The organism is Sphaerospermopsis sp. LEGE 00249, assembly GCF_014299995.1.
Taxonomy (GTDB): domain Bacteria; phylum Cyanobacteriota; class Cyanobacteriia; order Cyanobacteriales; family Nostocaceae; genus Sphaerospermopsis; species Sphaerospermopsis kisseleviana.
Genome location: NZ_JACJUZ010000047.1, coordinates 13560 through 34664, shown reverse-complemented (window position 1 = coordinate 34664; position 21105 = coordinate 13560). Strand labels below are relative to the sequence as shown.

The 21105-nt window shown below is 38.0% G+C and carries 16 protein-coding genes and 1 pseudogene; 1 reads left to right on the top strand and 16 read right to left on the bottom strand.

Annotated features, from left to right (window positions below):
• Positions 1-8: 8 nt before the first annotated feature.
• From H5968_RS16295 to H5968_RS16225, 15 genes and pseudogenes are all read right to left on the bottom strand, one after another.
• On the bottom strand, positions 9-1649 hold the full coding sequence (locus H5968_RS16295) for a hypothetical protein (protein ID WP_187040781.1): 1641 nt from the start codon (positions 1647-1649) through the stop codon (positions 9-11).
• A complete protein-coding gene (locus H5968_RS16290) occupies positions 1636-2646 on the bottom strand; it encodes a glycosyltransferase family A protein (protein WP_222620701.1) in 1011 nt (336 codons plus the stop codon). Before H5968_RS16290 ends, H5968_RS16295 begins: the two co-directional genes overlap by 14 nt.
• 240 nt (positions 2647-2886) lie before the next feature.
• Positions 2887-4800 carry an asparagine synthase (glutamine-hydrolyzing) gene (gene asnB / locus H5968_RS16285; RefSeq protein ID WP_187040779.1) on the bottom strand — a complete coding sequence of 638 codons (1914 nt, stop codon included), beginning with the start codon at positions 4798-4800 and terminating at the stop codon, positions 2887-2889.
• Positions 4801-4836: 36 nt separating this feature from the next.
• Positions 4837-5940, bottom strand: coding sequence for a glycosyltransferase family 2 protein (locus tag H5968_RS16280; protein WP_187040778.1), 1104 nt, complete (start codon positions 5938-5940; stop codon positions 4837-4839).
• Entirely contained in the window at positions 5909-6865 is a 957-nt protein-coding gene (locus H5968_RS16275) for a glycosyltransferase family 2 protein (protein ID WP_187040777.1), read from the bottom strand. Before H5968_RS16275 ends, H5968_RS16280 begins: the two co-directional genes overlap by 32 nt.
• A gap of 204 nt (positions 6866-7069) precedes the next feature.
• The gene (locus tag H5968_RS16270; protein ID WP_187040776.1) at positions 7070-7825 is read right to left on the bottom strand and encodes an acyltransferase; all 756 of its coding nucleotides are present in this window, start codon (positions 7823-7825) and stop codon (positions 7070-7072) included.
• A gap of 32 nt (positions 7826-7857) precedes the next feature.
• Positions 7858-8868, bottom strand: coding sequence for an STELLO glycosyltransferase family protein (locus tag H5968_RS16265; RefSeq protein ID WP_187040775.1), 1011 nt, complete (start codon positions 8866-8868; stop codon positions 7858-7860).
• A 113-nt stretch (positions 8869-8981) separates the two neighbouring features.
• Entirely contained in the window at positions 8982-9749 is a 768-nt protein-coding gene (locus tag H5968_RS16260; protein WP_187040774.1) for a class I SAM-dependent methyltransferase, read from the bottom strand.
• A 130-nt stretch (positions 9750-9879) separates the two neighbouring features.
• On the bottom strand, positions 9880-11067 hold the full coding sequence (locus H5968_RS16255; RefSeq protein WP_187040773.1) for a hypothetical protein: 1188 nt from the start codon (positions 11065-11067) through the stop codon (positions 9880-9882).
• Positions 11068-11245: 178 nt separating this feature from the next.
• Entirely contained in the window at positions 11246-12280 is a 1035-nt protein-coding gene (locus tag H5968_RS16250) for a glycosyltransferase family 2 protein (RefSeq protein ID WP_187040772.1), read from the bottom strand.
• The gene (locus tag H5968_RS16245; RefSeq protein WP_187040771.1) at positions 12277-13530 is read right to left on the bottom strand and encodes a glycosyltransferase; all 1254 of its coding nucleotides are present in this window, start codon (positions 13528-13530) and stop codon (positions 12277-12279) included. The genes H5968_RS16250 and H5968_RS16245 overlap by 4 nt, the downstream gene beginning before the upstream one ends.
• Before the next feature lie 342 nt (positions 13531-13872).
• Positions 13873-15795, bottom strand: a complete 1923-nt coding sequence (gene asnB / locus H5968_RS16240; RefSeq protein WP_187040770.1) for an asparagine synthase (glutamine-hydrolyzing) — start codon at positions 15793-15795, stop codon at positions 13873-13875.
• A 28-nt stretch (positions 15796-15823) separates the two neighbouring features.
• Entirely contained in the window at positions 15824-17041 is a 1218-nt protein-coding gene (locus H5968_RS16235; protein WP_187040769.1) for a hypothetical protein, read from the bottom strand.
• Positions 17042-17064: 23 nt separating this feature from the next.
• Positions 17065-17310, bottom strand: a pseudogene (locus tag H5968_RS16230) (DegT/DnrJ/EryC1/StrS family aminotransferase); the annotation flags it as partial.
• A gap of 97 nt (positions 17311-17407) precedes the next feature.
• Positions 17408-18508 carry an RNA-guided endonuclease TnpB family protein gene (locus H5968_RS16225; RefSeq protein WP_187040768.1) on the bottom strand — a complete coding sequence of 367 codons (1101 nt, stop codon included), beginning with the start codon at positions 18506-18508 and terminating at the stop codon, positions 17408-17410.
• A gap of 300 nt (positions 18509-18808) precedes the next feature.
• Between H5968_RS16225 and H5968_RS16220 the strand changes: the two genes are divergently transcribed.
• Positions 18809-19396, top strand: a complete 588-nt coding sequence (locus H5968_RS16220) for a sulfite oxidase-like oxidoreductase (RefSeq protein WP_096570096.1) — start codon at positions 18809-18811, stop codon at positions 19394-19396.
• A gap of 115 nt (positions 19397-19511) precedes the next feature.
• Here the strand turns inward: H5968_RS16220 and H5968_RS16215 are convergent, their stop codons facing one another.
• Positions 19512-20894 carry an aldehyde dehydrogenase gene (locus H5968_RS16215; protein WP_187040767.1) on the bottom strand — a complete coding sequence of 461 codons (1383 nt, stop codon included), beginning with the start codon at positions 20892-20894 and terminating at the stop codon, positions 19512-19514.
• Positions 20895-21105 lie beyond the last annotated feature (211 nt).

Below are 21105 nucleotides of genomic sequence, written 5' to 3'. Positions count from 1 at the left end.
TAACAATTTCAACGTAACTCTTTGTTTTTCTTGCTACCATAACTCCCAAACAAATCCGGGGATAGGACTTTATGGATATCCACAGTTGCTGGATGATCTTCATATTGAAGCCAACCAGGTCCAGGTCGGGGTATTGACCAACCTTGGAACCATTGAAGATTTTTCCCGGGGTGAGGATATTCCTGGGGTAATGTAATCATTTTATTATTGCGAACTGTGACCTGGGGATGCCAAGGAGGATTATTCATCCCTTCCACGGCAAAGAGATTTTCTTCCACCCATACATTTTTAACAGGTGGTCCCCAATAGGCAAGATAACGCCCAACAAAAGTATTATTGCGAATCTGAATATTTTGAATCGGGCTTTGATTATTAGGCGAACCGGGTTTATACCAAGGATTGAGTAACTTGACTTGGGAGCCATTGACTCCACTAGCAGGATGCAGGAATCGGTTATTTTCTGCTAAAACTGGCCCGGTTAAAACTGGACTTAATCCTAGGTTTTGTTTAAAGTCGTAAACTAGATTGTGATGAAAATGAACTTTTTCAGCAGGTCCATCCATTTCGATCGCATCATCCGTACCATACATTAAAAGATTACCATAGATATTTGCCCCATTCTGCCCGGGTTTATCCAGATGGGGGGAAATCTGCAAGGCATCACCACCGTGGCTAACCACATTATGACGAATCACTAAATTAGGAAAACTTGCAGAAATCAGTGTAGAGTTTGAGTAGTGAGCGTATACTTCATTCCAGGGAAGCCAATTCTTTAGCCAGTTGTATTGGGGATAATTATGGTAAAGGTTATATTCAACTACCAGATGGGATGGTACATTGATGTGAGGTGAAGCACTAATTCCTGTGCCAGCGCCTGTCAGCAGAGTATTTCTAATAGTAATGTAACCACTATCCCACAGCAAAAAGCTAGAACCAACGCCAAGTTCTAACCGTAGACCGTCAAAAACTAGATGTTGTGCCTCTAGCCAAATATTCGCCACCCGACTATTGCCCCACTCTCGCGGTGACGGAATTTCTCGATGAAATACTAGCTTTTGATTATTTGGTATTTCTCCATGGGGTAGAAAAAGATAAAAACGCTTTGTTTCCCTATCGTAGGTAAAAGCACCGTAGGAGTTGGGTTGACTTACTAAGGTTTTCAGTCTTTCTATTCCCCCCCAGCGAACATCATAAAGAACACTGCCGTTATACAGGGCATAGTAGATAGGCCAAGGGGTCTGGGTTGAATATAGTCCATTGCCATGCGATCGCCAGGTTAGATATTGTGTTACCTGTGGTGGAACAGCATTAGTGATGGTTACTGTTCCCGGTTGTTGGGCGCGAAAGGTAATGGGGCGATTGGGCCTCCCCCCACGGCGAACCCGCAGGTCTTCCCGATAGATACCGGGTAGAATAACTACCTCTTCTCCCGGTGTGGCCATATTCGCAGCCCGTTGTATAGTTTTAACAGCCCTTTGGGGACTGTTGCCTAGATTCCAGTCAGATCCCTGGGGAGAGACGTAAATTTTACCCTGGCGCAACCAAGGATTTGGGGGTTGCCATAGATTGATGGCGGCTAAGAGGGTGCTAATTATTAGCAGGATGTCCCGCACTAAAAACCCTGCATTGGAAGTATTAATTTTCCCCATCAGTCTTAACAAATGATTGAGGGAGGGTTGCCTGTCCAGGGTTGTTTTTAATACGAGCAATTTCTACCATGATTTTAGATGCCAGTTGTTGACCAATCAGTCTACACAACCAACGATAAAGGGTCAAATCTTGGAACTTGACCCCTTGGCTGCTGCCGATTGCTAAATCTAGGCATTCCTGACATTCGTTAATTAATCCCACTGCACCACAATGGCGAGCAATCAAAAAAGCCCATCGAGAAAAATGGAGGCTTTCTTTATCCTTAGGGCTAATTCCTGCTTGTTGAGCATTTTTCCACAATGCTTTGAGTAGGGCAGCCCGATTTTGTAACCTGGCGGTGTCAGTAAACCAATCGGCTTGAGAGGTTTGACGTTGACCAGTGTGATGGCGATGTTCACTTACATAAGTATGACAATTGATCAATCGTGTTCTTAAAGCTCCTGCTCGTGCATCATATTCCCAGTCTTGAGACCAGCGCAAATTTGACCAGCAGCCAATTGCATCAGTGACTGTGCGACGATAAAGGGGAGTGTGGGTACACCACCAGCGATCTACGAGTAAACCGGGGAATAAATAGGGTAGATCCTGTCCAGTCCACTTAAAGGGATCTGAAAGTTCATTTCCATGCTCATCAATAAGCCGAGTGTAACCATAAGCGATACCACATTCTGGATGTCTACGTAAGACTTGAATTTGGTCGGCAAACTTGCTGGGTAACAGGCGGTCATCACTATCTAAATATTGAATAAACTCCCCCCGGGCAACTTTTTTGCCTGCTTCGCGGGCTGGACCTGGACCACTGTTACTGATTTGAAGCCAACAAATGGTTTCGGGGTATTGTAAGGCTAGATGACGGCCAACTTCCGGGGTAGAGTCGGTAGAACCATCATCGACAATAATAATCTCAATGGGACGATGAGTTTGAGCTAGTACACTATTAACGGATTCTAATAGAAATTGAGGACGATTGTATACAGGAATAATTGTTGATACCATTCCTTCGATCATAAGCACCTCAATCGATTAATTCATGAATTTTTTCATTTAAATATTTAAGCTGATGTGCAGCTAAACTGTATAATTAAAAAAACTGAAGTTACATTAGCACAAGCATCTTGCTTATATTAATTATTCAAGTTAAAGGCATAACAGCTATTGACTTCATGTAATTAGACACCTCCAAACAAAGAATGAAAAAGAATGAAATTGTGGTATAATCAACTTAGCTTATTACGCTCAACAAATTCCACTCATTTGACGACACCAAGTTTCAAGAACTAAAGCTTTAAACGAAAGCGGCATAAAAGTACCAAGGGGATATTTGCCCTTAGCAAACTCCATGGCTCCCCAAGGGTTTAAAACATTATTTTGAACAAGATAACCATCTAAGATATCTCCAGAATAACACTTAAATAAGGCGTTATACCAAGCACTAACCGGAGGAGAAAAACTACGCTTAGGTTGATTTAATATGTAGTCAGGTACAAGGTTTGATACTGCTTTTTTGAATAATTCTTTGGGGGGTATAGTATGATCATCATTATTTTTTCTGATTCCAATAATGGTCTCCACTAATCTGTAATCAACAAAGGGAAGTCTAAGTTCAACCGAAGAAGCCATACTCAGGCGATCGCCCTGAGCCAGTCCATTTTGCAATAGGTAAGTTTCACAGATCAGACGAGTAATTACAACGGGAATATCATCCCAAGGCTTACTTTGACTAAAAAGGGATACCACCCAAGAAATATCTGATTCAAATTCCAGGTATTGACCAACAGAAGCGTTTACGGCTTCCTGAAAGTCAGGGTGCATATCATAAAACACTAGTTGATCGGAATCATTACAAAGATATTCATAAAATTTTTGATTTCCTTTAGGTATACCAAACCCTCGACGAGCAGACCCCAAAAAACCTCGAAAACTTGAGATTTGAGTAAGCCATGAGCCCACAACACTCGGAAGCGCTAGCCAGCCTTCATTTTGTGTTTTCAACTTCAATAAACTTTGAGTTACAGATTTACGTAGCCAGGGATAACCCCAAAATAGCTCATCAACTCCTTGTCCTTGCATAACAACCGGTACACCACATTCACGAGCCAGTTTCATAACTAGAAAATAACAGTAACCCGCAATATCAGCAATGGGGTCATCTCGCCAGAAATTTAATTCCGGAAAGGAACTTACCATATCTTCTATATGAATTTCAATATCATGAAAAACAATACCTAGTGTTTCAGCCCACAACCTGGCTTTTGCTCTTTCATCGCCAGGCAAATTCCCAGGATATCCCACACTAAATGCATGGACTTCCCCACTATAAGCTCTTGCTGCCATGGCAGCAGCAACACTTGAGTCTAAACCAGAACTAAGTGCAATACCAATTGGTACATCAGATCGAACAATTTGCTCACTAATTTCAGTTAATTGCTCAAGAATCAGTTGTGTAGGATCCCCCGATAAGGGTGGAACGTCTTCCATTTGCCAGTAACATTTTTGCTCAAAATCCCATTTATTGACATCTACTAACAGAAAGTGACCAGGCTTGAGTTTGAACACATCGCTTAAAGGAGTCCGAGGTTCAGGAACATAAGCATAATGAAAGTATTGATAAATAGAAACAGGATCTAGTTGGAATCGAACCAGTCCAGATTTTAATAGTGATTTAAGCTCAGAAGCGAAAATCAAAACACCAGGTGACCTGAATAAATAGATGGGTTTTTCACCCATTCGGTCTCGTGCAATCAGCAACCGATTGCGCCCAATATCCCAAAGTGCAAATGCAAACATACCCCTTAGATAATTTAGGCAATTAGTGCCATATTCTTCATAAAGATGAAGAATTACCTCACAGTCACTTGCTGTTTTAAAGTGATGACCTTTCTTGGATAAAAACTGTTGAAGCTCAATATAATTATAAATTTCTCCATTACATACCAAAACTAAGGAATTATCTTCATTATATAAAGGCTGTTTTCCACCGACTAAATCAATAATGCTTAGGCGACGCATTGCCAAGGCAACATGATCAGTAACAAACTCACCTGAACCATCGGGACCCCGGTGAGACATTGCCTGATTCATCAATCTTAAACGATGATAAAATTCAGGTGAGAGTGGTGATTGAGAAATAATTCCAGTGATTCCACACATGCTAAAAAGTAGGTTGTTGATCTGGTCGAAAATCAGTTATTCAAAATCTATAAAGTATGGAACTGGGGGATCTGGAAACTCAGAGTTTCCAAATTGGCGCTGAACCAACTCATGACGACGATCGCTAGGTTTAACTCTTAATCTTACAGGCAAAACCTTTGCAGTATTTAAGTTTGTTATCAGTCTATGATCTTTTTGTGGTTGATGAAATAGGTGAATAAATGGTAAGTAACCAAAGCGGAAATGTCTTAATAACCTACAGCGATCAAAAAACTCAAGATCCTCCCCGCCCCAATTTACAAAACCTTCGTCGAAACCACCAATGGCAAAAAAGTCTTGTTTACGAATGGCAATTGTTCCACCCTGCCAGTTCTGGAGGATATTATCTGCAAAAGTAGGTACAATAGATTGGGTTTGAATTATTTTTTCTGTTTCATAGGCACTTAAGTAAAATAAAAACCTCTGGATGGAAGCAACTTGATAATCTCCAAAGTATAACCACTTTAGTAGTTCGTGAACATATCTATTGGGAACACAAATATCTCCATCATGAAACACCAGTATATCCCCCGACGCAACCCTTGCACCAATATTATAAGCCCAAGATTTCCGCCATCCTGGTGATAGATGATTAGTAGGAATGTGATGATAAATCACGCCTTCTGGGAGGTGTTCTTGAACTGAATCAGGTGTTAAATCAATCACAACACACTCAACACAAGAATCTAACTGCCCCCATAAGCTAAAAATAGTTTGGTTCAGTTGAGGTAGTCTATCTAAACCAGCGTGAGCAAAGATAAAAGAAACAGTGGGAGCAGTCTTAATCTTAGGGGTGGTGGAAAATTCAATTGGCCAATCATCCAAAGCCAGCCTCATCAGTTGCTTACCCCAATGAGGAATGATCTTACAAGCATGTAGTTGACTGGAAAACTCCCAATCGCAGATCACACCTGGTCCATGGGGGTTACTTATCAAACTTTCATACCGATTGCGTAGATATATCCAGCTATCCAGACTCACCCAACTGGAATTATCACCGGAAAAATACAACTTGGGTATATAACGGAATGTATCTTTACAAAGAACACCAATTAATTCCCGAGTGATATTAGTGAATAGTTTCTGGTCGCGTGAACTCATAAATTTTCCTTTTAGCAAACGCAAGAGAAGAAATAACTTCCAGATAAAAGGGGATAAGTAAGGGAGATTTCAGCCAATACATCCACATTTTTGGGTAAAGAAATAGGGCCCGCCAAATATTTAAGGTATTAAAAATCGACAGTTTGTGAGAGGAGTAGCGAATATTGTTTATATAAGCTCCAGCATATGCAATTCTTCGCAGTCTTAAAGAAGCGGATGCCAAATCTGGTGACTTTTTAATCATCATCCAGTAACTATCAGCAATACGATCAACCTGGTGATCACGCTGGGCATCATGCACTCTACGTTTGGCAATACAGTCATTAACTTTTAATACTTGAGTGCGAAACACCATCCGCAACCAAAATTCTGTATCTGCAATAAAATAATCCTGATCCCAACCCCCAACAACTTGTAAAAGTTCTTGGCGAAAAAAGGCTGAGGGTTGGGGAATATAAAATTCCTTGCTGAGAAACCCTTCTAATGTATAGGGTGGAAAGTTGGTACGACGCAGTTCTTTACCGTTAGCATCAATAGTAATGATATCAGCAAATGCTAGTCCGACATCTGGATGAGATTCAAAGGCTTTTACCATTGTTTGCACGGCATGGGGTAAGTAGAAATCATCTGAGCTTTGGATACTAATAATATCTCCTGTAGCTAGGGCAAATCCCTTGTTTACAGCATCAACTACCCCTTGATCAGGTTCAGAAATCCATTTTACTTCTGGTATATTTTCATACATTTTTAGGATGGAAACTGTCTCATCTGTGGATGCACCATCAATGACAATAATCTCTAAAGGTCGATAGTTTTGGGACAGAACTGAGTCAATTGTTTCTTTGATAAAACTACCCTGGTTGTAACTGGGTATAATAATTGAAACAACACAAAGTTTTGGTAAAGGTTCTAATGGAATAAACATTTTTTTAATTAGTCTTTTTAATTAGTCAACAAGTAATTAAGTTATTAGTTTGAGAGATTTTGAGTATTTATTTTTTGCTTTTGAGAAAAAGCCTGGATTAAATCATACAAAGGTCTGAGGTAACATAGGTAGTTGATAATTTTCCGTTGATGTTTAACTTCACCCCAATAAATCTTTGGGTTACTCTCAAGAAATAAAATTAAATTAATAGCCTCTTCCGGTGTAGAAGCTGAAAAGTAGACTCAAAGAAGATATAAAGTTTCCCAGATTTGCATTAAACTTCTGAACTGGTAATAAAACTAACAGCCCTCCAGTGCCAAATTCCCACATTCGTGATGGCATTAAAAAAAACGCAACAGAAGCTTGTTTATAAGTAAAGTATAGTGAAACGAAAAGTGAAGCTATACTCAGTAATCCTAAAGCAATAGTTAGGTTTTTTGGGAAAAGACTAGTGTTTTTTCGCGAGAGAAAATAGATAAATCCAATAATAAATGGCCAAATTAAGTAAAACTGAGCTTCTACTGAAAGTGACCAGGTGTGAAGTAAAGGTTGCAGTTCTGTCGGTTCGTCAAAATATCCACCAGTATTGAAAATAAAATATAAGTTTGACAAAAATAAGCTTGATGCAATTGCAGATCTACCAAGGGCTTGTTGTTCCCCAGCAATGGGTATTAGAACAAAATAGCCTATAGCAAGTGTTATGAGTATTACGAAAAAAAATACAGGAAGTAATCTTTTGATTCTTCTTTGAAAGAATTCTCCTAGATTAATAGTTTTTGTTGAGACTAATTCTTGATACAGTCCAAAAGTTACTAAGTAACCTGACAAAACAAAAAATATATCAACGCCTATGAATCCTCCCCCAAATCCCGCCAACTTAGCATGATAAAACACAACAAGTAGGATTGCGAAACCTCTAAGTCCATCTAGTTCTGGAAGGTAAGTTAATCGTTTGCTCATGGATAAAAAAATTATATTTTTGGTCTAATTTTTTAGTATTGAATAGCATTCAAATCCGCTACCCAAGCATTTAATAACATTAGTTCTTTTTGATGCAGAATATTTTCTTTTACTAAGGAATCGTAGCATTTTATTAAGTTGTTTGTAACATTATACTCACCAGGTCGTAATTCAACTTTTTTTAAAGTATTTACCAGACTTGCGTTATTTAAATAACCTGAAACCTCATCTTCAAAATCTTTCATTAAATTATGAGCATTACGCTCTTGCTCAACTTCAGGAGGATGGAAAACAATACCATATCCCAACTCCCAGAGGCAACGTTGAGCAATAAAGCTTCGCCAGATATCGGTCATGCGAAAAGAGCAATAACTGGGAAGGTACATTAAGGGGTAAGCAACTGGCCACCACCATGTACTCTGACTATTGAATGGACACCAGGAACTAGGTGGAAGATAAATACTCGGTTTGTTTTCAAATGTAAAAGGCTGATCTAGCACCAATCGCCAGATTGCGTCTACATCTGGGGAGCCATTGGCTAGGCCTTGTTGAATTGGGGCTTGAACCAGTTTAGGCTGTATCTGTAGTGGAATATGGTTAGCGAAAGACTCAATTAAACAATCTAGGGGAAAACCTCTAGGCCAAATGCGGTCATTACTAAAGTAACGGTAGACATTCACCCAGCCCGATTGGTTAACTGTGTGGGCTTCTACCTGTTGACTGCGAAGATCCCAAGAGGGTAAGGGCGCATTGTCGTCATCGGTTTCATAGATACAGTCTGCTCCTTGACGAATTGCCTCCAAATAACCAAGATTTTTACGGGTATAGTGACCTGTTGGAAGTTGTTGGGCCAAGGTATAAGGTGAGCTAAGTTGTAAATCTAGATTCCAAAACTGAGTAGCTGGCAAATTGTACTCAGAAGGTCCTTTTTGGTCACCGATAACGATAAGTTGCGCACCTTCTACTGTTAATTTCTGGTTAAGACAGCGCATTGCAGAAGTAGGAGACTGAATAGTAGTAATAATTACGAAAAAATTGTTCATACTCAAGACGAAAATAAAACATTAACCAAAAAGTACATAAACTTAAAATCAAAGTAAGTAAAGCCTGCGAGTTTTCTTTGAATTTATCGATTGAAATAATTTTCAGGGAACTTCTAAGGAGTTAAAAGTCTATCTTTAATAAGGGCACCAATCCCAAAACCACGCTGTTCAGGATTCTCAATAAACTCCTTATGTTGATAATGATCCTTGATTTCATTCCAAAATTTAGGCACACCACCAGAGTAAATCAAGGACTCACGAAAAGAAGATTGTTCATATTCACTCTCATTTTTGTCAGAGACAATATCATGAAATACTATTATACCGCCATCTTTAACCAAGTGTTGATAGGCATAAAAGTCATTTTTTACCCCGTCATATGAGTGGTCTCCATCTATAAAAAGCAGATCAATAAACCGACCGTTCAATTTTTGAACAACTTTTTTTATCGAAAAATCTGATTGAGAACTACCTTCTATAAATAAAATTTTCTGACTGTTCTTCTTGAGACAATTCAATTTTCCAAGGTTATTTAATTTTATGTCGATACAGATTAAGTCTTCAACATTATCAAGGTAATGTAAAAAAAGGAATGAGTTTCCTGCATTTTTAAGTCCTATTTCTAAGACGATTTTCGGCTGTCTCTGCAAAGCAAAATCTAGAAAGCTTCCAATTTCAGACTTTATTTGAATTAAACCAAAATGTTTTTGGGAGAAGTTATACAGTTCATTAAAGGAAGATATTGAGTTAAGTTCTTGTCGAATAACTTTCAAATTATAGTCATGACGATAACTAACATTCTTTTCAAGAAAAATATCAAATTTTCTTTTGAGATATCGATATTTAGTGCTTAGTTTTTTTAGGTTAGGTAGGATTTTCATGGTTTTTGTGGTTGGGGTAGACTAACATAAATGATAGTGTTACAGCGAAACCCAAATTAACATTCAACACTTGTGGTGCAAGGACTATAATGTTTCCTAATGGGTAACTGCCGGCACTACATGGTCAATATCAATTATAACCGTGTCTGTTCTTAATGATTTTTTTTGCCATCTTAAAGAGGTGAAATGATGGGCGATAATAACATAAATAATCGATTAATTTTCGTTGTCGCTCAACTTCACGTTGATACAAGTGAGGGTTATTCTCTAAATCCTTGATTTTTTTCACAAGCTCATTCAAGGAGGTGGCACTAGTATACTCATTGAAGATTGAATTTTGTCCATGCTGTCCGGTTATACTAAGTGCTATACAGCCGGCAGAAATAGCTTCTACAGATGCAGTCCCTAATACATTTCTTCCTCCACACTTTATGAAGAACTTACTCCGCACTAATTTAGATAAGAATTTCTTATCCATGGTACGATTTGGAATGGTGTGCATCGAATTGATTTTTTGAGCTTTTATCAACCCGGTGCTGGACAAGGAACCAAACTGAGCCAGTTTTTCTAATTCTTCATCGGAAAAAGCAACAGCAGAATGATGATCCAAAAAAATACCAGAGCGCTTTTGACCTATGTCAGGTAAAGAGAAAATTTCATGAAAGCAACCAAAATATTGCAAGTGATAAGGAAACTCGATGACATGCGATGGATATCTTAATCGATCCAACTCTAAACAAAAAGAATGATTTAGGAATAGATCATATCCTGCAATCGGCTTTATTAGTGATTTTGCATAAGAGGGAGTTTTAATTTCTTTTATATAGCAGCACCAAACTATGGCGGGATATTTTTTAATTAACTGAGTGGGAATACATATATCCAGACTTATTACTATATCATAGTCTTCCCATTTTATATCATAAACTGATATTGAGAAATTCTTTTGTCCATAGCCTCTTCCAGGAACATGATGGCGAAAGTACTCGAAATACTCTATGGGGCACCATTCAAGAATAGTGCATTTTTCTTTCCAGATATTACATTCTTGTTCTGGCTCAGTGTGAACAATGTAAAAATCAGCATTAAATTTTGAAAATAGAGCAACTGGTCCTGATCTTAAAAGTGTAGAGCTAATTAATTGCGCTACGGAAGAATTAGAGGCACAACAGTAAAGATCGTCTTGTACGTCTTGCTTAACGAAAGCAATCTTAGGTATTTCTTTATTTGAAAAATACTTAGATAAAGCAGTTTTATAGTATCTTGCAAATATAGATAACTCTAAGTAGTCTTTTAAAGACTTGGGTAGGCGATTCATTTTTTTATGATATCCTATATTCTTTGTTAGAAACAATAAACTGATTTTTATACAAAACTTTAGCTCTCTTGCGATCTTTCAGTAGCTTGTATTTTGTTGTACACTTTAGGCTTGAATTACTAGAAAGCAAGCCTTATGCAGTAACAGTTTTACCTATTTTCCTTCTCTAAAACCAGCCTCATTTCCGGCTTGCGAAAAAATCACCTACCTGGGTACTCAAGATTAAAGCTCGCCATTGTTTTAGGGTTCTAATTTTTAGGAAAAAACCTAGTTTCCTAGACATTGCCATGAGACCCAAAATTGACCAAGCCACGTCTGGTCGATCCGCTTCTCGTGCCGCCACAATAGAATTGTAAGCATAATCAGGCACACAATCAGAAAAAACTCGAACATAGTCCGGGTGGACACCAATAGACTTAGCCCAATGCCATGAGTCTAACATCGCATTCACCATGGCTAGACGGTGTTCTATCTTGTAGTGGTAGGTATTGGATGAATGGCGATGATAGTAGCTGATAGGGCTAGATAAATTGTCTGGCATGATTTTACCAACTGTTACCACTCTGAACCATAAATCACAGTCTTCTGCAATATTCTTACTGATGTCAAATCCTCCAGTTTTTTCCAAAAGACTACGACGCACAGTAATGGCACTTATGGGCCAGGTAACTCCAGTAAGTAGATGTTTTAATAATTGGATGCCACATAAAGGTGTAGAAATACCAAACAAATTATTCTGACGCCAGAAATTCTCATCTGGGGGGTAAGAGTCCTCATCTAAAACGATTGCGGCTACTCCGTAAAAACCATCCACATTGGATAGGTGATGGTTAGATAAATGATTTGTCTGATTGTTTGGTTTGTCAACGTGTAAACAGTCAAACCGGGTATTTGTATAAGTGTCATCGGCATCTAAGAAAGCAACCCACTCTCCAGTTGTTCTAGCAATACCTAGATTCCTTGAAGCCGACACCCCATGGTTTCCACCGTTTGGATGCCGATACAAGGTACATTGCTTTGGAGCTTCAGCGCAAATCTCTTCAGCAATTTTAGAAGTTTCATCAGTAGACCCGTCATCGACAATGGCAACTTCAATGGATGGATAACCAGTGCGCCAGACTGATTCCACTGCGCGACGCAAGTACTTAGCAGCATTAAAGGCGGGGATAATTACGGCAACCCTGGGAAGATTAGAGGTAGGTGACTCCATCATCCAAATTCTCCATTTTTGATCTGTTGATAAAGATTTGCATACTGGTTTGCTATATCCAATTCATCAAAATTAGCTCTAACGTGAGCAATACCTTGTATGCTGCACTGATCACGGACTGAAGGGTTGGAGTAAAAATAATCAATTGCCCGTATCAATCCCTTGACATCGCTTCTGGGTACAATTCTGCCTCCAATTTTATCCAACACCACCTCCGGTAATCCACCGGAATCAAAACTAACTACTGGTGTTCCGCAGGCTTGAGACTCAGCGGCAATTCTACCGAATGCCTCTACTTCCGAAGTAACTAAGGTTAAATCACATGCCTGGAAATACTGTGCCATATTTTGGGGTTCATCTTGGAATGGGACGGCAATTCCTGGATGATGAATCATGTTTAACACCCGATTAGCAGAGCGTCCTAAAACGACAGGAAAAACTAAGTCAGATGATAATTGGTTTAAAGCATCAACTGCATATCGGGTTGCAATACCTTGATTGATACCTTCTACTGTTTGACCAGCTAGTAAAATGGCAAATTTAGAATTTGGAATTTGCAATTGGTCACGCAAGCTGGTTTTTTCTGCACTAGTTACTGGTTTAAAGACTTTTAGATCAATACCATTATAAATCCGATGAATGGGCTTATTATTTAAAATCGGACTAGCTTCAGCTTGCCGTTTCAGCCAATCTGAAATAACAACAATATTTACATTTGAGTTTTTAATTATCCTTTGTTTTCGTTGCCAGTTAAATCTTGTTCCGTCAACAGGTATTGCTGGTTGCAAAGAAAGATCTGGGCAATTTCCACAACCTATCCTCCACCGGTTGCATTCAAAAAAATAAGCACAATGTCCTGTCAATAACCAATTTTCTCGCAGAGTGATAATACCAGTCCATTTTCGGGTAATAGAAGGCAATGCTCCTAAGTCAGCAAAGCCTCCTGATCCCCACAAAGAATTGAAGTGAACAACATCTGTGTCTAAATCAATCAAGTTCACTAAATTACGAAAACTCGGATTGTAAATATCTTGCCAACCATAATGCTTTTCCAGGGAGCGAGCCAATCGACGCCCTCCCCATACACCTCGCACATAGGGAATTTGAATTGTCGAGGGTTCTGAGGTTAACTGATAACCCACATATAATTGAGATTTGTGATTTAGTCTCTGGAGGTTACGATGGAGTGAAACAACACTTCGTTCAGCCCCCCCCCCAAAATCGGATGCGTGAATAATGGCAATTTTTAACATAACGCCTTTTAACATAACTAGGGTTTGCTGAAAAATTCTGTTCGTTAAGGCAGGGAATAGGGAATAGGGAATAGGCAAGAGTTTGGGTGATCTGTTAGTAACCAATTCTTTGAAATTTCACCCGGAAAATGCACGCTTTTAGGAGTATACCCCTGAAAAATCCTGCACTGATTTCCTGATTTTCCACCTGAAACCCTTGATTTATCAAGGTTTTGAGTTTATTCAGCAAGCCCTAACTAGGACTTACGCAAGATATGACTAAAAACCTTATTCTTGCGTAGGGGTAATTCATGAATTACCCCTACTTTCGTTCCTTTTTGCGTAAGTCCTGATAACCCCCGATTAATGTGACCGTTTCCATTCAGATAAAAATAATAAAGACCACAAGCGGTGACCGTGATTCTCTAAGGTTCCGTGTTCATTAATTAGTAGCTCAATTTCTTGTGTATTAAACCACTCACTCAACCCAGTTTCCTGAGACAAGAGAACTTCACGCAACATTTCTCTTGTGTTACGGTCTAAAAACCATTGATCTATAGGAATGGAAAATCCTTTTTTGGGCCTATTTAAAAAATTCCAATCATAAAACCTCATGGACGCTTTCTTGAGAATATATTTGCCGCACCAGGAAGCAGAACTCGCATTTTTGGGAGGGCAGGAAGTCATTTTCTTGGCAACAATTGATGAATTAGTTATTGAATCACTATCCCCAGTATTGGCTAACCAACCCAATCGATAGTACCAAGGAATTTTGGTAACTGTCTCAACTAACAAATGGTCTAGCAAGGGAACGCGAACTTCTAACCCATGTGCCATACTTGTTATATCAACTTTGGTTAAGTTATCAGCAGTCAAGTAAGTATTAATATCCATTTCTTGAACTCGATCTAAAGTGTTGGAACTTTGTGATCGATTAAAGTTGGTTTGGTTCCAATTCCTAGTTGACTCTATTAAATATCGATAATCAGGCTTCCATATTCTTAAACGTCGAGCATCATTGAAAAATGGTGACCGTGAGTACCATTCGGTTGCCAAATCTGGAAGTGGGGTTAGAAAGCCAAAAGAGCGGAGTTGATTACCAAAATAACGTTTGAATCTGTTAAATCTACTCAATTCAGGAAAATTAGCCACCAGTTTGGGGAAATATGAGTAGCCAGCAAATATTTCATCTCCTCCATCACCAGATAAAATCATGGGGACTTTCTCAGATGCAATTTGCGCTACCATCCATGCACAAACTGATGAGCTATCTCCAAAGGGTTCACCAAAGTGCTTCACTACTTGAGGTAACAGGTTTAGTACATTTAGTTCAAGCACTGTCTCAAAGTTTTGAGACCCAATGGTGTGGGCTGCTTTTCGGGCAAACTCTCGCTCATCACAATCACCAGTGTTAAATCCAATGGTGAATGAACGTACTGGTTGATTTAAGTTGCGACTCATGTAGCCAACAATAGTACTAGAGTCAACCCCCCCCGAAAGAAATGCACCAAAGGGAACATCAGATACAAGATGAGATTTAACCGCATCATTTAACGCGGAATCCAAAATTTCAATCCATTCATCCTCAGTTTTGGAGTGGTCAGGTTGCCATTGCATTTGCCAATAGCAGTGAAAATCAGATATTTCCCCATTAGCAGAAACAGTTAAAGTATGAGCTGGAGGCAACTTTTTAATTGATTTATAAATTGATTGAGGAGGGGGAATATACTGCAAGTGTAAATATAAATCAAGTGCTTCTAAATCAATTTCAGAATTAAAAGTATTTAATTGTCTTAAAGCTTGTAGTTCTGAAGCAAAAACTAGTCTATTCTTGCTTAAAGAATAACATAGGGGCTTGATACCCAGCCTATCTCTGGCCAGAAAAATCTCTTGTGTTGAGCTATCCCAAATAGCGAAAGCAAACATTCCTCGTAATTTTTCTACTACGGATTTTCCCCATTCTTCATAACCATGCAAAATGACTTCTACATCGCATTCTGACTTGAATTTATGTCCACATTGTTCAAGTTGTTTTTTTAAATGATAAAAGTTATATATCTCACCATTAGCTACTAACCAAACTGAGCGATTTTCATTGCACATGGGTTGAGTACCATGTTTAGGGTCAATAATTGAGAGCCGGCGGTGTCCAAGAGCTATGTTTCCAAGTATAAATATTCCTTCCCCATCTGGACCTCTATGGGACTGTGCAGAATTGAGCAGTTCAATTTCGCCTCTTTCAACTGGAGTTGAATTAAATGTTAAGATTCCAGATATGCCACACATATAAATATCGCTTAATTTAATTAATAAATTAATCTAGAAATTGTCTAAAATTATCAATAAACTTATTGTAACTTAGTTCATCTTTGGCAACTTGATTAACAACCTCCCGGGCTTTTGCAACAGCAGTGTTGGATGTTAAAAATCCATAGACCAATTCTGCTAAAATTGAACTGTCTAGGCTAGATGTTGTAATCCCCATGGAATTCTTTTGTGAGAATGAGAAGAGTTCAGAGTATTCTGGTGCATGAACCATAATTGGCGCACCAGAAGCAACATAACTGCTCAGTTTAGTGGGAAAGGAATACCGCGAAAACTTATATAAACTTGGCTCAAAGGGATATGGGAGATAATTGATCGTCGATTTTCTCAAAATTTCTATTGTATTTTCAGGACTATGGTAGCCCAAAAACTCAATTCTTTGAGGAAATGTAGCCGTAAACTTGAATGAATATCCTAAAACTCGAATTCGGACATCATGATTGTCCACTTTCCAGTTAAGATGATTTAATGCTTCTATGAGAGCTTCCCATGCGGAAATAGCGTAAAGAGTACCAGCAAACCCAATCACAATTTCGCCATCAGCAGTCTTTTGAGTAACTCCCCTGTTTTCTGGAAGATTATAATACTTCAAACTAATTCCATGACGAACAATTAGGCTGTCTAAACCATAAACTCTATGATAATCTTTTTGCATATTTTCAGAGACAACGGCTCCTTTGCCAGCCATTTTGAGAGTCACTGCAAAATTATACAAAGCATAGCGCTTTAACCACTGGTTCACCTGGGATGAACTCAAAACACAATCGGGATCGTCCCAAATATAGACATATAAAGGCACTCTCCATCTACGACTCAATCTCCATCCTGTCAGGATTGTTTTGTAGTCATCTAGAACAACAATAACTCCATTGAATTGGTGAGATGAGTAGTAGTGATTAGCTTGAACTAAGCACTGTCTCGTCGCGAGAATATTAGATATGAAGTTTAGTATTTTCCTAATTACTCTGATAAGTACAAATCTATGCCAAAAATCATTTCGTGGCACTTTCCAGGTGAAGATTTTTAACTCAGGTTGCTCAACAAAACTTTCTTCATTAGTCTCTGGACTAAAATTTGGCAGCATCAGTCCCAAAATAGAGAAGTCACAATTTTTAATTTCTCTGAGAAGATCACGTAATATTATTGGTCCAACACCAAAATTACCCGGCAAAGTACTAGTCACAAGCAAAAACTTTTTTCGATTCATTGGGGATAATTGACTTAAAGATTTTATAGACAACCCCCATGGGGGAAATACGATCTATAAGGTTCCATACGATGACAACCAGGATAAAAATACCTCCTCGCAATCACATTCTCAGCATGGAGAATTTTAACTAACAAATCTCGGCTAACTTTGCTTTGTTCCTCCTCTATCTCCAAAACAATATACTGATAATTATGCTTTTCAGCCTGATTCACAGGAAACAAGGACACCCCAGGAATACCAGCTAAACCTTCTTGATAACAGTCATAGTTGCGGCGGTTAACCTGCTATATAAAACCTAGACAAAACTAGACTTTACTTTCTACTTCAACGGGAGCATGGGAGCAGTTATCCCTCAGTAGACTTTCACGCCTTAGCCAGACGCGATAAATTAATTGCAGCGTTTAGATCCCTATCTATTTCAAAACCGCAGTTCTCGCAGTAATAAATTCTTTCGGATAAAGAAAGATTTTCTTTTTTATGCCCACAACGAGAACAGGTTTTACTTGATGGATAAAATCTATCAGCAATTATAATTATGGCTTCGCCACGCAGGCTATCACACCCAAATTTTTTAGCTTTATATTCTAGCTGACGCTTAAACTCATAAAATCCACAATCAGCTATTGCTTGAGCTAATTTATGATTTGACAACATCCCTGAAACATTTAAATCTTCTACTACTATCTTGGCGTGGTTTTTGCATAAGTAAGTAGTAAGTTTATGAAGAGTGTCTTTTCTCAGGTTTGCTATTCTTGCGTGATGTCTAGCTAGTTTAATTTTAGCTTTATGTTTATTATTTGAACATGAAGCCTTTCTGCAATAGACTTTGGATAATCTTTGCAGTTTAGCTAAATTCTGTTTATAGTGTTTAGGGTTAGGGAAAGTAACACCAGTGCTTAGTGTAGCTAGTTCCTTTATTCCCAAATCAACACCAACAGCATCATGTTTTTTAATAGTTGGCTGACATTCTTGTTCATAAGAAAAGGCTATATACCAACTATCGGCAGTTCTAGAAATAGTAATGCTTTTGCAAGTAGTATGAGGTAATCCTTCATAAGTTTTTACCCATCCAATTGTTGGTAGTTTTATTGATATACCACCTACAGGAATTGGTTTACCACCAGCATCAATTGTAAAACTATCATTTTTCCCTTTCTTTTTGAAGTTAGGATATTTAGACTGTCCTTTAAAAAATCTCTGGAAAGCCTCACCTAAACTATCAAAGGCGTATTGAGTGATTTTCTGGCAAATACCCTTTTCTTTAATCCATGCCAATTCAGGTTTTACATGATTATTAAAGAATTTTTTGAGGATGTATTTGTTTGGCTTTAATCCATCTTTATGCAAAGAAGCCCAAGTAGCTAAACCCCAATTATAGGTAAACCTTGCTATACCAGCGTGTTTAGCCATTAATATTTCTTGAGTTTTATTTAACTTGAGTTGTGTTTTGATGGATAAAAGCATTTGCTGATGTCAACACTATACTTTATTATTTAATTCTGACACATTTTGCCTAATTTTTTAGTCAACTTATTCCATGTATACGTCAAATACTTGTAGTTTTGTATGTACTTGTATAGGTTTGTCTAGTAAATTGTCAACTTAGGACAAGCTCTCCAAAATAGAATGTATTAATTTGTCATAAGTTGTAGGGGCGAAGCATTTGGGCGATAATTTAACGGAAAAATCAGACATCTAAATATCTCAAATGCTTCGACCTGCCCCCATAAATAGGTTCCATAATTTCTTTTCTGGAGATGTCTAATGAAATTTTTTCAGAAACCAAGTCCAGAAGAAAGTGCAAAAGTTCCTCCTGGCCAACATTTAGCTAAAGGTTTTCCGGTTTTAACTTATGGTGCAACTCCCCAAGTCAGTATTGAGGAATGGGAGTTTCGCGTTTGGGGTTTGGTAAAACCGACTGTGTTTAAATGGTCAGATTTTCTAGCATTACCCCAATATGAATTTACAGCCGATTTTCATTGTGTCACCCATTGGACAAAACTTGATGTTAAATGGACTGGGATTAAAGTGACAGATTTTATGAGTTTGCTGGAAGTAGATCCCAAAGCTGCTCATATTATGGAACATTGCTATGGTGGTTACACCACAAATATTAGTATTCAAGATTTTGTCAGAGAAGAAAATTTCTTTGCTATTAAATTATTTGATGAACCATTACCCGCAGAACATGGTGGACCGATGCGGCTAGTTGTTCCCCATCTTTATGCTTGGAAAAGTGCAAAGTGGATCAATGGTTTAGAGTTTTTAGAACAGGAAGAATTAGGTTTTTGGGAACAAAACGGTTATCACCGTCGGGGTGAACCTTGGGCGCAAGAAAGGTATAGTAATTAGGGGTGACTGGTGACTGGGGATACAATTTTGGATTTTGGATTTTGGATTTTGGATTGTATTTCATGAATCCAATCTAAAATCTAAAATCTAAAATTCTTCTGACTCCTGCTATAGTTCAGAATTTAAGAAGTTGCTTTAATATTGACAATTTGCCTTTGTAGGGAGGATATCTTAATTTTATGTCTAACCAAAAGGGATTTTTAAGAACACTTTTGTAATGGGAAAAAGTATCAAAACTAGCTTTACCATGATAACTACCAATCCCACTATTACCTACACCACCAAATGGTAAGGATGGGACAGTAAAATGAATGACTGTTTCATTAAGACAAACTGCACCAGAGGATGTTGTTTGTAAAATTTTCTGTTGTAGATTTTTGTTTTGAGAAAATAAGTATAAAGTTAAGGGTTTTGGTTGAGAATTAATCCCAGTGATAGCTTCTTCAATATCTGTATATTCAATTATTGGCAGGATGGGACCAAAAATTTCTTCCTGCATGATCGGATCTGTAAAGGAAACATTATTAATAATTGTGGGAGCAATATATAATTCACTTGCTTTGGTTTTTCCACCAATGATAATTTCACCATCTTGCAATAAATTAACCAATCTATCAAAGTTGTTTTGATTAATTATCCTGGCATAATCTGGGCTGGTTTCTGGATGCTCACCATAAAATTCTTTGAGGCATTTTTCTAAATTAACTAATAATTTATCTTTGATTCTTTTATCGACTAAGATATAATTTGGAGCAATACAAGTTTGTCCAGCATTGATAAATTTACCCCAAATAATTCTTCTAGCTGTATGTTCTAAATGAATATCAACATCAACAATGCAGGGGTTTTTTCCACCTAATTCTAATGTTACGGGTGTGAGATTTTTGGCAGCAGCAGCCATGATGATTTTACCTACATGAGTGCTACCTGTAAAAAAGATATGATCGAATTTTTCTGTGAGTAGTTTTTGACTGGTTTCTATACCTCCTTCCACTACAGCAATATATTCTTCAGGAAAATATTTAGGAATCAGTTCAGCTATGAGTTTAGAGGTATGGGTGGCAATTTCTGAAGGTTTGAGAATGGCACAATTTCCCGCTGCGATCGCACCAATTAACGGTACAATTACTAACTGAAATGGATAATTCCAAGCACCAATAATTAACACTATTCCCAGGGGTTCTGGTTGAATTTTGGCTGAAGCTGGTAATAGTTGCCAAGGAACTCCTACTTTTTTGGGTTTAGTCCATTTTTTTAAGTTCTTGATAGCAAATTCAATTTCTTTAGTTGTTAAAATAATTTCTGAAGTAATAGCTTCTAATTCTGGTTTATGTAAATCTGCTTGTAATGCTTGAATAATTTCTGGTTCATGATTAATTATTAATTGTTTCAGGACGACAAGTTGTTGCTGACGAAAATCAATTTCTTGAGTTTGATTTGTAGCAAAATAGGTACGTTGTTGTTTGACAAGTTCACTAATTGAATATTCGTTTATCATGGTAATTATCGGGATTATCCAAAATGTGTAAGTTGATTTTTATATCAAAATAGAAAATTATCCTATTGCTTGATACAGCAGATTTCATTGTTATGAGGTACAAATCATCATAATAAAACTTTTGTGGCAGTCTGCCCATAGTCTACCTCATTACACCGGAAATTGCTCTATGATTGAACCGCAAAGAACGCAAAGTACACGAAGGAAAGAG

What these genes read in the sequence shown, in the direction of transcription:
- H5968_RS16295 (WP_187040781.1), bottom strand. Translation starts at nt 1,649, where the DNA reads ATGGGGAAAATTAATACTTCCAATGCAGGGTTTTTAGTGCGGGACATC.
- H5968_RS16290 (WP_222620701.1), bottom strand. Translation starts at nt 2,646, where the DNA reads ATGGTATCAACAATTATTCCTGTATACAATCGTCCTCAATTTCTATTA.
- asnB (WP_187040779.1), bottom strand. Translation starts at nt 4,800, where the DNA reads ATGTGTGGAATCACTGGAATTATTTCTCAATCACCACTCTCACCTGAA.
- H5968_RS16280 (WP_187040778.1), bottom strand. Translation starts at nt 5,940, where the DNA reads ATGAGTTCACGCGACCAGAAACTATTCACTAATATCACTCGGGAATTA.
- H5968_RS16275 (WP_187040777.1), bottom strand. Translation starts at nt 6,865, where the DNA reads ATGTTTATTCCATTAGAACCTTTACCAAAACTTTGTGTTGTTTCAATT.
- H5968_RS16270 (WP_187040776.1), bottom strand. Translation starts at nt 7,825, where the DNA reads ATGAGCAAACGATTAACTTACCTTCCAGAACTAGATGGACTTAGAGGT.
- H5968_RS16265 (WP_187040775.1), bottom strand. Translation starts at nt 8,868, where the DNA reads ATGAACAATTTTTTCGTAATTATTACTACTATTCAGTCTCCTACTTCT.
- H5968_RS16260 (WP_187040774.1), bottom strand. Translation starts at nt 9,749, where the DNA reads ATGAAAATCCTACCTAACCTAAAAAAACTAAGCACTAAATATCGATAT.
- H5968_RS16255 (WP_187040773.1), bottom strand. Translation starts at nt 11,067, where the DNA reads ATGAATCGCCTACCCAAGTCTTTAAAAGACTACTTAGAGTTATCTATA.
- H5968_RS16250 (WP_187040772.1), bottom strand. Translation starts at nt 12,280, where the DNA reads ATGATGGAGTCACCTACCTCTAATCTTCCCAGGGTTGCCGTAATTATC.
- H5968_RS16245 (WP_187040771.1), bottom strand. Translation starts at nt 13,530, where the DNA reads ATGTTAAAAATTGCCATTATTCACGCATCCGATTTTGGGGGGGGGGCT.
- asnB (WP_187040770.1), bottom strand. Translation starts at nt 15,795, where the DNA reads ATGTGTGGCATATCTGGAATCTTAACATTTAATTCAACTCCAGTTGAA.
- H5968_RS16235 (WP_187040769.1), bottom strand. Translation starts at nt 17,041, where the DNA reads ATGAATCGAAAAAAGTTTTTGCTTGTGACTAGTACTTTGCCGGGTAAT.
- H5968_RS16225 (WP_187040768.1), bottom strand. Translation starts at nt 18,508, where the DNA reads ATGCTTTTATCCATCAAAACACAACTCAAGTTAAATAAAACTCAAGAA.
- H5968_RS16220 (WP_096570096.1), top strand. Translation starts at nt 18,809, where the DNA reads ATGAAATTTTTTCAGAAACCAAGTCCAGAAGAAAGTGCAAAAGTTCCT.
- H5968_RS16215 (WP_187040767.1), bottom strand. Translation starts at nt 20,894, where the DNA reads ATGATAAACGAATATTCAATTAGTGAACTTGTCAAACAACAACGTACC.